Below are 12,334 nucleotides of genomic sequence, written 5' to 3'. Positions count from 1 at the left end.
GCCACGAACCGGCCAGAGGATGACGCAATGCCCTCCCCGCTCGTGCTGCCGCCGCACTATCTGATCACGCCCGAGCCCGCGTCTGATTCGGACGCGGATCTCGCAGCGTTCGTCGAGCGGCTGTCGGCCGCGCTCGCGGCGGGTTGCTCGCTTGTCCAGCTACGCGCGAAAACGCTCGATGCCGCCGCTTACGCGGCGCTCGCCGTCGAGGCGATCGCACGCTGCCGCACGAGCGGCGCGCGGTTGATCGTCAACGGGCCGCTGGATGGCGACGCCGCGCTCGCGCTCGGTGCGAGCGGCGTGCATCTGGGCAGCGTCGCATTGCGCGCGGCGCGTGCACGCCCCATCGCGTCAGACGGTTTGCTCTCGGCCGCGTGCCATTCACTCGACGATCTGCGGCACGCGCAGCGTATCGGCGTGGATTTCGCGACGCTGTCGCCCGTCCTGCCGACGCTCACGCACCCCGGCGCACCGACGCTCGGCTGGCCTCGCTTCGCAGACTATGCGGCACAAACGCGTATGCCGGTCTACGCGCTCGGCGGCATGACGCGCGAACATTTGCCTTTGGCCCGCGCGCATCGTGCGCACGGTATCGCGGGAATTCGCGGGTTTTGGTGATCGAGCCGGCCGCGTCGACTGATCCGCGCATCACATGCCGCGCAGCGAGGCAGGCGCGACGTCCGCGTACTGCCGCGCATCGTGCGTCAGCGCGTAACGGTTGACGTCGCCCGTCAGCCACGCGACGAGCGCATACGGCGGCAATTCGCCGTCCGCAACCCGATCCCGCGCCCGCGCAGGCGTCTCGAACACGATCCGCCCTGCCGGCGCGTTGCGAAACGGCAGCGGCCGCGGCGACAGGTTCAGCGCAATGCTGAGCGTCTCGCCGTCGCCGAGCCGCCAAGCCGCGATCAGCGCATCGGCCTCGGCACCGTCGGCCGTGCGCAGCATGTCGGTGCTGCGCGGACGCACGTCGACGAGCCGCGGCGCGATCAGCTTCGCGCGCACCGCAAGCGCCGATTGCACGAAGTGGCGGCGCGACGGGTCGCCTGCCACGCCATCGAAGATCAGCGGAATCTGCGGCGTCAGCAACGACAACGCAAGCGCGACGAGATCCGCCTCGCGCACGCTGCGCACGATGCCGTCGGACAGCACGAGCGACGTCAGCGGCAACGCGATGTCCGCCATTGCGCCGTCGCAGCCGGCCGCGCGCGTGCGTTGGAACACCGCGCCGCCCGCCGTCAGCGCACGCGCGAGCGCATGAATCGACTGATGCGTCGATACGCCGTCGCCATGCGCGCGTTCGCGGCGGCCCGTGAGCCGGTACAGCGCGCGTTCGCCGCAACCGTTCCATTGCGCGTCGAAATGCGTATCGGCAAGATGCGACGGATGCCGTTCGCTGCCGAGCACGAGATGCACGATCCGGTCAGCCGGCAATGCCGCGCGCACCCGGTCGGCAATTTCGCGCAGCCAGACGTTGCCGATACGGTCCGCTTCGCGAATACGCAGCCCGTCGAGGCGATATTCATCGAGCCAAAACAACGCGTTGTCGCAGAAAAAATCGCACACCTGAGGATGATCGAGCGCGAGCGGCGGCGCTTGCAGCGGATCGTCGCGCGTATGGAAAAACGGCTGCGCGTATGCGCGCAACGCGTCGGTGCCGCAGCCAAAGCGGGCGTAATCGAGATCGAGCAGCACCGCGAGGCCGTAGCCGTGCGCATCGTCGATCAGGCGCTTCAGCGCGTCATGGCCGCCATGCGCGGCACACGGAGCGAACGGCAAACTGTCGTCGCGCGCGTGGGGCGCGGCGAGCAGCTCCAGCGCCGTCACGCCAAGCTGCGCGAGCTGCGGCAAGCGGCGGCGTATACCGTCATAGCCGCCTGCCGCGCCAGGTTGAACCGCGTAAAGCGCGATCTCCTCCCAGGGCCGGCCGCGCCAGAACGTGTGACGCCACGTGAACGCGCGCGGATCGACCACCTCGCTCGGGCCTTCGATGCCGTCCGGTTGCGAGCGCGACGCGGGATCGGGAATGATCAGCGTATCGTCGAGCCGGTAACGATAGCGCGCATGTGCGCCGCAATCGGCAAACGTCTCGAACCAGCCGTTGCCCGCGGGCGTCATCGGCTGCTCGCCGGCATCGCCGTCGGAGGTTTCGATCAATAGCGTGACGGCCGCGTATGCGGGCGCCCAGATACGGAAATGCGTGCGAGTGGTGGCGCAAGCCGCGCCGCACGGCTGCGCGCCGAATGGCAGGCAGTGCGAATAATGACGCGCATACGGATCGTGAGGGCATTCGGACATGACGCACTCCTCCTGCGTTCAGAGGCATGGCGAAACGCCGCGTGCGGCGCGCATGCATGTAACGCTTCAGTCCGACGAAGAAGGGCATTCAGTATGCGCCGATTCGCACACCGAAGCGAGCGCCGGAGCGCTGTTTTAAACATGGAACGACCCCGAAAGCGCGGGATTCGGCTTGGTCTGCTGGCTAATCTCACCCGACAGCCGGCATTCGCGAACCGGGCAAACCGACCGTTGGCCGCTTCGCCAGGCCCGCGCATCGCGAAGCCGACGAATCAGAACGAAAACGGCCAGCCCGCGTGAATCCGGCAGCGCGACCGGTCGGTGCAGCAAAACCCGCGACGGCGGCCATTACGCGACTCCGCAATGCGCCACCGGGATGACGCAGGCACGCTTGCCGTTCCCGCGGAACGCGAGCGCGAATGCGCGGGCACGGGCTGCGCGGCGTCGAAGCTCGGTCAGTAGTCCGATAAGACACAGCGTGCGCGGCGATGCGCGTAGCCAGCCGGCCGCATCGCCGCGCCCAGCCGACGCCCCGCTCGACGCGCGGCGACGCCCGGTTCCATCGCAGGCCGATCGCGCCGGACGTGCGCGTGCGCCATCGCTTCTCCACGCGCTCGCGGCCAACTTGCGCGTCCGCCTGCACTCGATCAGCCGAGCAGCCCCGCCGCGACGTTCACCGACAAACCTAGCACCGCCATATTGAAATAGAACGACAAGATGGACTGCGCGAGCGCCGCGCGCCGAATCGACCGGCCGCGCAGCGACACGTCCGACGTCTGCGACGCGACTGCGATCGTGAACGAAAAATACAGGAAATCCCAATAATCCGGCTCGTGATGACTGTCAGGATACGACAGCGCCCGCTCGTCCTGCGGCGATTGATAGTAGAGCCGCGCGTAGTGCAGCGTGAAGATCGTCGGAATCAGAAACCACGCGCCGAACATCGTCGCGCCCGTCACCGCGTAATGCACGAGTCCCGAGCGAAAGCCAATGCCTTTCACGCTGACGAGTTCGACCACGATCGCCGCGATGCTCGCGACCGTCGCGACGCAAATGATGGTCAGCAAGATCGTTGCTTTCTCGTCGTCGCGCATGGCGATCTTGCGCACCTGATCGTGATGCGCGCGGATCATCTGCGTCCAGATCAGCGCGAGATACAGCCAGACCGTGCAGTCCCAGCCGATCAGCGCGCGCACGAAAGGCCGCAAAGGCCCCGGCAGCAGCAGGTCAACCGCGATGCCCGCGGCGAGCGCGAGCATCATGCGCGGACGGTTGCGTAGTACTTGCGGGTAGAGCGTCATAGTCGTGGAGAATTAACGTTCGAAAGTGGAATGAAAGACCGTGTCTGCGGCGTTGCGCAACGCTGCGATTATTGTGTCCCCGCAACGGCTGCGCCAAGCGCGACTGTGCCCTAAGATGGGCGGATGGATACTGCCCCGCTGATTTTTCATCACGAAGCCAACCGCGCAGGCCGCGATTTCGTCGTCGGCGATCTGCACGGCTGCGTCGATCCGCTGCGCGTGCTGCTGCGCAATGTGTGTTTCGATCCGGTGCGCGACCGGCTGTTCTCGGTCGGCGATCTGATCGATCGCGGCGAGCAATCCGAGCAAGCGCTCGCGCTGCTCGAGCGCCCGTGGTTTTTTTGCGTGCTCGGCAATCATGAGGACGTACTGTGCTCGGTCGCAACCGGCTCACTGCCGATGAGCGTCTGGCAGCGCATTGGCGGCAGTTGGGCGGCCGGGTTGCCCGACGCCACGCTCGCGCGCTATCAGCGGCGGCTGCGCGAATTGCCGCTCGTGCGCACCGTCGGCGAAGGCGACACGCGCTTCAACGTGCTGCACGCCGAGTTTCTCGGCAGCGACGCCGAACTCGATCGCGGCGAATACGCCCCGGACGTGGCGACGCGGCTGCTATGGGGCCGCGAGCTTGCGTATGGACGCGCCGATCCGGCGCGGCAAGCCGGGCTGTCCACGACCTATTGCGGACATACGCCCATGCACGATATCGTGCGCATCGGCGCACAAACGTTTATCGATACCGGCGCGTTCGACCCGTCGGGCCGGCTCACGCTGCTCGACACGAAAAGTGGCGAACATTGGTCGCTGTCGGTCGCGGCCGCGCGACGTCAACGCGCTGCTGAGATTGCGCTGCCGTAGCGCGGCGGCGGGCCGGGCCGCACGATGCCGTCAGCCAACCTGATTCAGCTCGAACACGGCATCGACGGTCGCGCCATTCCAGTTGTATTCGAGGTATGCGGCGTGATGGCAATCGCGCAGCAGCGTTGTCCTGAACGCCGCCAGGCATTCGCCGCCGGGATCGCGCACCGACGGATAGACGATGCCCGCACCGCCCGCGTTTCGCACCGCGCGGCCAAGCGCCCGGCCCGCGGCATAGTCGTCCGGATCGAGCAGCGCCGGATCGCGTGCGCGCCAGGCCCGCACGTCGGCCACGTCGCCTTGCGCGGCCACCGTATAGAGCCGCATCTGCTGACGCATCGGCGGCTCCCTGGTCGCCGCGAGAAATAATGACGTGTGGTAGCGCGTCTCGGCAATTGCCGTGGTCCGCGAGCGCGCACAATAGAACACGCCGTAGCTGCCATCCGAGAAACGGCTGCCGTCCGGGTTCAAGTGCGTAAACGCTGCCATGATCGGCCCGTAGCCGGGGCCGAAGCGGCGCTCGCCGGGCGGCACGAGTTCGAGCGTGCCGACCTCGGCGCGCACGCGGTCGTTGGTCAACGCCTCCAGCGCGTAGAGCGCGTCGAAATCCTCGGCCGATGCAACGCGGTCGAACAGATTGATCGCGGGAAAGCGCGTGGGGATCACGCGGTAGGCGGGCGTCCAGCTCAGCAGCGTGGTGGGCCAAGGGGGCTGCACTCCGGAGACAGTCACGCCCATCCGCCTCGCGCCGCATCGAGATATTGCCGAACCGCGACGAGATCGCTGATGTTCCCCGCAAGCATCCGGTCGATCGCGCGCTTACCGTGGAACGGCGCGGCATCGTTCGGCCGCTTGACCCATGCGTCAGCCGCGGCGGATTGCGGCAGCAGAATCTGCAGCGCCTTGTAGATGCCGAGCACGAGCGACAGGCGCTCGAGCGTATCGTGCGTAAGACGCGCGGTGTGCGGCGACGCCTTCCATTTGAAGAACGTCGAGCGGCCAGGCGAGCCGAGCAGCACGATCTGCTCGTCGGTCGACAGATCCCAGTCTCGAGCAATATTGAAAAAGGCGCGCAAGCCGGCTGCCGACATTTGCGCCACCGTGGCCTCGGGAGGATTCGGAAGCGGATTCGCAGCGGAACGGGGCATGACAGTTAGTCTCAAAAAAGATTCACTAACAAGATTAGTCCATTTTGAGATCTTTGCAAGAAAAATGGTCGCCGCCCCTTCAAAATCGGAGGGAGAAAAATAGAGCCAGTTCGGGAGCGGGATACGCGACCGCTATTGCGATCGCACAAATCGGTTCGCGCAAACAAACCGCGCGAACCGCCTGGACGAAATCGAAATCGAATGAGATGAAATTGAACAGATACCCAGAGCCGATCAAGCCGGCCGCGCCGCATCAATAGCGGCGACCGGCGGCGAAAAGCTCCGCGCGTCGCGTGCGCGCACCCTCGCCGCAATCTCATCGACGCGCGACAACTGATGACGGTTGTCGAAATCCCACGGATGAAAATCGGGCCTGAAGAAACTCAGCCACTCGCGCGCGATATTCGGAAACATCCCGTGGCGCGGGCCGTACAGCAGCTTGACCACGCGCCACAGACCGCGCACGCTTTTGTCCGACGTGCGATCCCAGCGAATCAGCTGCGAATGTATCAGGAACACGTTCGGCCAGAACGTCAGCGTCGTCACCAAATACGTGCCGACGCGAATCAAATAGCGCGCCGGCCCCGGCTTCATCACGGCGTTCCAGACGTCGAACGACACCGCCTTATGCTCGGTTTCTTCGAGCGCGTGCCACAGCCACATCTGAGCGTAGCTTTCGTGCGAGCCGGCCAGCGCAGACGGCTGGGTCAGCAGCCAATTGGCCAACATCGCCGTGTAGTGCTCGAGCGCAACCGTATGAGCGAGTTGCACCGAATGCGGCAGTACTTTCTTCATCCAGCGAGTCACGCTCCACACGCGCTTGTCGATGCGTCGCGCCGGCAGCCGGTTCGCCTGCATCAGTTCGTTGTACTCGACATGCTCGCGCGTATGCATGGCCTCCTGGCCGATAAAGCCGAGCACTTGTTTTTTCAGCACCGGATCTTCAATGCGGTCGCGGTAATTGCGCACGGAATCCATGAAGAAGCGCTCGCCAGCCGGGAACAGCAGCGACAACGCATTGAAGAAGTGCGAGACTTGCGGACCCTGTCCGTGCCAATTCTTCGCGCGCTCGACCGGCAAATTGAAGTGCAGATCGCGGCGAACAGGCATCGCGAACACGGCGTCCGCGGAAGTTACTGAATGCTCCATCGCTGTCTCCTATTTTGCTTGCTCTTTCAGCAGAATGGACGCGCCGGATTCGGCCCTGCGTCCGGCGCTCGTATGCCCACGCGCGGCTTCGTCGCAGCACGGCAGCACAACCGCCAACTACAGCAAACACGACAATTGTTACATCATTAAATGTAACAATATGGCGTGAAAGCGCGAATCCGCAAGACACTCGTTAGTAGCTGTCTTCCAAACGCCGCCGTCGGCATGACGCACCGGCAAATCCAGCCAGCCCGCCACGGCTCCCCTACAATAGCGGGTCATTTCATTTCAATTCAGGAGCATCTCATGGCAGTCGTCACCACCGCATCGGGCCTCCAGTACGAAGACCTGACCGAAGGCTCCGGCGCACAAGCCCAAGCGGGCCAAACGGTGAGCGTCCATTACACCGGCTGGCTCACCGATGGTCAGAAATTCGATTCGAGCAAGGACCGCAACGATCCGTTCGCATTCGTGCTGGGTGGCGGAATGGTGATCAAGGGCTGGGATGAAGGCGTGCAGGGGATGAAAGTGGGCGGCGTGCGGCGTCTGACGATTCCGCCGCAACTCGGCTACGGCGCGCGCGGCGCCGGCGGCGTGATTCCGCCTAACGCGACGCTGGTGTTCGAAGTCGAATTGCTCGACGTCTGACCCGGTGTGACCAGGCGGCCCCGCCCAAACGATATGGTGCCGGGCCGCCGATACCGGGCCGCGCGAGCGCTCGCCCACACCGCCGGCCCCGTCATCGCCCATCCTGCCGCCCTGTGACATTTCGCCAGATCATGACCCGCCCTGCTTCTCCGACCTTGTCGCTGCGCCGTTACGGCGCGGTGCAGGAATCGGACGTACACGACTTCCATCAGATCGTGCTGGGCGTCGAAGGCACGATGACGATGACCGTCGACGGCGGGCAGGCGCAGATCGACCGCCGCCGCGCATGGCTGATCCCAGCCGGCTCGCGGCACGAATATGCGGGGCTCGGCGAAAACCGCCAGCTCGTGCTCGATCTGCCGCTCGGCTCGCTCGCGATACCCGAGCGGCTGTTCGAGCGAGCGAAAACCATATCGATCGAACCGGCACTCACATTGCTCGTCGCCGAACTTGCTTCGCGCACCGTGCTCGATTCGCAAGCCGATGCGATAGGCGTGCGACGCTCGCACTGGCAAGCGGCCGCGCAACTATGCGGTGCGCTCGTCAACGACAACCGCGTGCCGCTCTCACCGGCCACTGGCCTCGATTTCACCCGAATCGACCGCTGGCTGCGAGCACGCGTGGCTGAGCCGCTGCGCGTCGCCGATCTCGCCGCGCATTGCGGCTTCGGCATGCGGCGCTTTCACCAACTCTTCTGCGACGCGTTCGGTGAAACGCCGCATCGGTATCTACAACGGCTAAGGCTCGACGCCGCAATCGTATTGTTGGGCAACTCCCAATATTCACTTAGCGAAATTGCCGGCGAAGTCGGCTTCGCCGACCAAAGCGCATTTACGCACGCGTTCACCAAACGGTTCGGACTCGCGCCGGGACAGTGGCGCGGCCGCCGATGAGCTTGCATGCAGATGCCGGCGCGCTGGCCAAGTTGCGGGCACAGGGTTCGCCGGCGTAACCGTTTCGGAAGCCGAATCTCCCTCTCTGCACGCCCTCCACGCTTCAAATGCCCTCCGTGCGAATGCGCTCGCACGGCCGATCGCACAGCGTCATCACCGTTAGCGACGCGCGTCTTCCATGCCGCCCCACCCCGCCGATGCATCAGCCCCCGGAGCGAATCGCTTCCTGATAAACCGCGGCCACCCGCTGCGCAATCACCGCATTGTCGAAATGATCGATCGCATAGCGCCGGCAAGCATCGGCATCCGGCAATGCGAGCGAACCCGATAGTACGTCGATCAGCCCGCCCGCAATCGCGCCGGCGCCGGTCTGCGGCAGTACGAGCGACTCGGACAGCCCGGCCACCGCCTCCGGCAATCCGCCAACGGGTGTGACGAGTACCGGCGTACCGGATGCAAGCGATTCGACCGTGATGAGACCAAACCCTTCGAGCGCGACAGTCGGCACGATGCTGAGCATTGCCGCGCGATACAGCGTCGCCAGATGGTTATCCGGGACGAAGCCGAGCAGCTTCACGTTGCCGTTGACGCCGGCTTCGTCGATCCGCGCTTGAAGCTCGCCTGCAAGCAACCCTCTGCCTGCGATCAATAGCAACACGTCCGGATGGCGACGCTTGACAATCCGCATCGCATCGATCAAATCCTCGAGCCCCATGCGCCGCACGAGCCTTCGCACCGCGAGCACGATCGGCCGGTCCTGCGGCAATTGCAGCTTGTGGCGCGCATCGGCTCGCGTCATCGGCAAATCGAACCGCGCCGCGTCGACGCACCCTGGCACGACGCGCACGCGCGCCGGATCGATCCCGTAGCATGACGTCAGGATCTCTCCGAACGCGCGCGACAACACGATCAAATGCGACGAGCGCGCATAGACCGCCCGCTCGAGCCGGTACTTGAGTTTTCGCCCGATCCTATGCGCGCCCTCCACGCGGCTCTCGTCGGCCCATGGCCCCTGAAAATGCGACACCTGCGGAATGCCGCGCGTCACGTCGAGACCGGGAAACGTATACAGCGCAAAGTGCGACGAAACGACATCGGGCCGCTCCGCGCGAATCACGTCGCGCAACGCCCGGCGAGCCGCAACCATCCGGCGCGGCAGCGACTGCGTCGCCAGCCCGAAACCGCGAATCGCGCCGCCCGTGTCGGCCGCCACGCGCGGCGAGCCCGCGACGACGCCGCACACGGCAACACCCGCCGCCGGCAGCGCGCCGATGAGCGAGTAATACATCCGGTCGAGCCCACCCGCTCGCTCGGGAAACCAATGCATGCCAATCTGCAGTGACTTGATCGCAGTGAGCTTGTGGGTCGGACTCATCGTGACGGCTCCTGTGTAGCTGCATGTTCGGTACTGCCGAGCAACGGCCGGGATCACGGCCGCGACGACTGATATAACCGCCGGTACAGCGCGACGTACTGCGCACCCATGCGCGCCCAGCCGAATCCTTCCATCAACGTGCGCGCGGCACGGCCCATCGCGCGGCAGACGTCGCGCCGGCCAGCGAGGCGGCCGATCGCGCCGGCCAGCGCGTGCGGATCATCGGGATCGTCGAGCACGATTCCGCATTCCGGTGTGATGATTTCCGCGCCGCCCGCGGTATGGGCGGTCACGACAGGCAGGCTCGCGGCCATCGCCTCCAGCAGCGACAAGCTCATTGCTTCGTATCGCGAAGGAAACACATACGCATCGACCGACGACATCAGCGCCGGCATGTCTTTCACGAGTCCGAGAAAATGCACGCGAGAATCAAGCTTCAACACGCGCGCCTCGCCCGGATACGGACTGCCGGGCAAATGGCCGGCAACGGCAAGATGCACGCTCGAAGGCAATTGCGCGAGTGCCTTCAGCACGGTACCAAGATTCTTGCGCGGGGTGCGTAGATCGCCCACGAACAGCAACATGAACACATTGTCCGGCAGTCCGAACGTCGCGCGCGTGGGCGCCGCGCTCGCGAAAGCGCGGGTATCGACGCCGTTGTAGATCACGGCGATCCGCCCGCCGTCGATACCAATCCGCTCGATCTCGCCGGCAACCTTGCGCGAGACCGCGACGATCGCGCGCGAACGCCGGTATGCCCAACGCTCGAGCCTCGTATTCACACACGTATAGACGTACTGATATGCGGACCACCATCCCTTCGTCAATCCAAATGGGTAGTAGCGGCTTGCGAACCAGCCAGCGTGTACGAAGTGTGCGGTATTCACATCCGCGCGTATCCATGAAATGAAGCCGTTCACGTGCAGAACGTCATAGGCGTTGCGATGATTGCGCAGCCACCACGCGCTCTTGATCGCGAACACCTGCTGCTCTACGAGTTTCGACGGGCAGAAGCGGCCCGCTCTCACCGCAATCCAACGCACACGTGTGTCGGTAAGCAACTCTGGCGCGACGTGCGACGCCACGAGCGTCACCTCGCAATTCTGCGCGAGCGCCGCCCGCGCGATTTCGTAATTGACGCGCCCCTGCCCATCGTTGTGGCGCACGACATGCGTGACGATCGCAATTCTCACTGACAATTCCCCGTAAAATGCGCGGCGCCTATCTTCTGTAGTTTTTGCCAATGCACCGCCGACAAGATCGAAAAGACACTCGTGTACAGCAACAAGCCACCCGTTCCGATAAACGAGTTGGTGAAAACAAGCATCGCGAAGATCGACAGGCACAGGCTCAAACACGCGGTGGCGAACTTGTCGCCGCGCAGCCTGAACGACGCGCGCACCGCTCGGACGAGAAGCCATACCAAGCCACACAGATAGAGCAGCGTGCCGGGCCAGCCGAGCACGAACGGCACATTCATCACGCCGCTGTCGAAGCTGCCGTACTTGCCGAGGCCGCCGCTGTCGCTCGACAGCTTCGTCGACGCGCCGGTCGCGCCGAGCCCTTCGCCCTCGACATCGGTAAACGCAGTCTGCGCAAACGCCGCAAAGAACTTGTTTCGATCGTCGTAGCTGCGATCGTCCTTCAGGCTCAAAATCGATTGCAGACGCTGCCCGAGCCGATCACCGATCGGGCCCGCCGTCAGAATCGGCAAGCACAGCGCACCCAGCACGATCGCGCCGCCGATGATCCGCATGCGCGCGCGATTGCTCGACTTCACGAGCTGGATCAGCAGCGCGATTGCCCAGCCGCCCCACGCCGAACGCACGAGACAAAGCATGAACGAAACAAATCCGGCTGCGCCAGCGATCCAACGCAAACGCTCGGTTGCGGCAAACATGAATACGAGCGCCCCCATCATGACGAACGCGAACGGGCCCGACGAATTCATTGTGCTGAACACGCGCACGCCATACGGCACTGGATCGCCCTGCGAGTTCATCTGCGAGCCGATCATCCATAACGCATCCCAGCTCGGCATCGCAAAGAATTGCACGGCGCCATAAATGCCCATCACGAGCATGCCCCAAATGAAGGTCGACAAAATCGTCGCGCGGTACAGCGGATAATTCCGCACATGCACGGTGATGTGAAATCCGATCAGCACCGGGTAAAGCCAGTTCGCGAGATCGTAGGTCGCGGCAAGCAGGCCGTTCGACACGATGCCGACAAAATATGCATAGGCGATGCCCAAAAGGATCAGCAGCACCGGCAAGCCGCGCCGCTCGGCCAACACCCGATGGTGGCGAACCAATCCGAAGCACGCGATCATCGTGACCGCGAGCGGCGCGATCTGAATCAAGCTCGTCGGCGCATACGCACCTCGCGACCAGTCTGCGAGCCGCCGTACCTCCGGGCTCAGAAACCATATCCACCAGATGAAACCGACATAACGCGCGGGACTCCTGAAATACAGCCACAGGCCAGCCGCCACCGCGATGCATGGAAAGGCGTATGTGAGCAGCGCGCCCTGTCTGGCCGCGATCAGCACTACCGTGGTCGCCCATAAACCAGTCTGCGCAACCCAATGCTCAGGATCGCCAAAAAATTTCCTCAGCCCCAAGCCACTGTCGCCAGCATGGACGGAAATCGTGCTTGCATGCATCG

General features: G+C 64.4%; 12 protein-coding genes. 4 read left to right on the top strand and 8 right to left on the bottom strand.

Features of this window, described 5'->3' with window-relative positions; translation table 11 throughout:
* Window positions 1-27 precede the first annotated feature (27 nt).
* Window positions 28-618 (top strand): thiamine phosphate synthase, encoded by a 591-nt coding sequence (locus BSIN_RS07090; RefSeq protein WP_069235538.1) that lies wholly within the window; start codon window positions 28-30, stop codon window positions 616-618.
* 30 nt (window positions 619-648) lie between these two features.
* On the opposite strand, the gene BSIN_RS07085 is transcribed toward BSIN_RS07090, so the two are convergent.
* Both BSIN_RS07085 and BSIN_RS07080 read right to left on the bottom strand, forming a co-directional pair.
* Entirely contained in the window at window positions 649-2,298 is a 1,650-nt protein-coding gene (locus tag BSIN_RS07085) for a DUF3459 domain-containing protein (RefSeq protein ID WP_089339959.1), read from the bottom strand.
* A 647-nt stretch (window positions 2,299-2,945) separates the two neighbouring features.
* Window positions 2,946-3,599 (bottom strand): DUF1345 domain-containing protein, encoded by a 654-nt coding sequence (locus BSIN_RS07080; RefSeq protein WP_089339958.1) that lies wholly within the window; start codon window positions 3,597-3,599, stop codon window positions 2,946-2,948.
* A gap of 123 nt (window positions 3,600-3,722) precedes the next feature.
* Here BSIN_RS07080 and BSIN_RS07075 point away from each other — a divergent pair, with 123 nt between their 5' ends.
* Window positions 3,723-4,454: a metallophosphoesterase gene (locus tag BSIN_RS07075; protein ID WP_089339957.1), complete on the top strand. Its 732-nt coding sequence runs from the start codon at window positions 3,723-3,725 to the stop codon at window positions 4,452-4,454.
* A gap of 30 nt (window positions 4,455-4,484) precedes the next feature.
* Here BSIN_RS07075 and BSIN_RS07070 read toward each other — a convergent pair whose 3' ends face one another.
* The 3 genes from BSIN_RS07070 to BSIN_RS07060 all read right to left on the bottom strand — a co-directional run bounded on the left by BSIN_RS07070 (window position 4,485) and on the right by BSIN_RS07060 (window position 6,751).
* A complete protein-coding gene (locus BSIN_RS07070) occupies window positions 4,485-5,192 on the bottom strand; it encodes an RES family NAD+ phosphorylase (protein WP_089339956.1) in 708 nt (235 codons plus the stop codon).
* Window positions 5,183-5,602, bottom strand: coding sequence for an MbcA/ParS/Xre antitoxin family protein (locus tag BSIN_RS07065; RefSeq protein WP_059515176.1), 420 nt, complete (start codon window positions 5,600-5,602; stop codon window positions 5,183-5,185). The genes BSIN_RS07070 and BSIN_RS07065 overlap by 10 nt, the downstream gene beginning before the upstream one ends.
* 234 nt (window positions 5,603-5,836) lie before the next feature.
* Window positions 5,837-6,751: a metal-dependent hydrolase gene (locus BSIN_RS07060; protein ID WP_059515178.1), complete on the bottom strand. Its 915-nt coding sequence runs from the start codon at window positions 6,749-6,751 to the stop codon at window positions 5,837-5,839.
* A gap of 306 nt (window positions 6,752-7,057) precedes the next feature.
* Between BSIN_RS07060 and BSIN_RS07055 the strand changes: the two genes are divergently transcribed.
* Window positions 7,058-7,399 (top strand): FKBP-type peptidyl-prolyl cis-trans isomerase, encoded by a 342-nt coding sequence (locus BSIN_RS07055; protein ID WP_069235533.1) that lies wholly within the window; start codon window positions 7,058-7,060, stop codon window positions 7,397-7,399.
* A 131-nt stretch (window positions 7,400-7,530) separates the two neighbouring features.
* Window positions 7,531-8,292, top strand: a complete 762-nt coding sequence (locus BSIN_RS07050; protein ID WP_089339955.1) for an AraC family transcriptional regulator — start codon at window positions 7,531-7,533, stop codon at window positions 8,290-8,292.
* Window positions 8,293-8,494: 202 nt separating this feature from the next.
* Here BSIN_RS07050 and BSIN_RS07045 read toward each other — a convergent pair whose 3' ends face one another.
* From BSIN_RS07045 to BSIN_RS07035, 3 genes are read right to left on the bottom strand one after another with little or no spacing between them, the layout of a single operon-like run.
* Entirely contained in the window at window positions 8,495-9,667 is a 1,173-nt protein-coding gene (locus BSIN_RS07045) for a glycosyltransferase family 4 protein (RefSeq protein ID WP_089339954.1), read from the bottom strand.
* Window positions 9,668-9,720: 53 nt separating this feature from the next.
* Complete coding sequence (locus tag BSIN_RS07040) at window positions 9,721-10,860, bottom strand: glycosyltransferase family 4 protein (RefSeq protein ID WP_089339953.1); 1,140 nt, start codon at window positions 10,858-10,860, stop codon at window positions 9,721-9,723.
* Entirely contained in the window at window positions 10,857-12,332 is a 1,476-nt protein-coding gene (locus BSIN_RS07035) for a glucose-6-phosphate isomerase (protein ID WP_173678642.1), read from the bottom strand. Before BSIN_RS07035 ends, BSIN_RS07040 begins: the two co-directional genes overlap by 4 nt.
* Window positions 12,333-12,334: the final 2 nt, after the last annotated feature.

Origin of the sequence: Burkholderia singularis (assembly GCF_900176645.1) — a bacterium.
Taxonomy (GTDB): domain Bacteria; phylum Pseudomonadota; class Gammaproteobacteria; order Burkholderiales; family Burkholderiaceae; genus Burkholderia; species Burkholderia singularis.
This window is presented reverse-complemented; position numbering and strand designations above follow the sequence as displayed.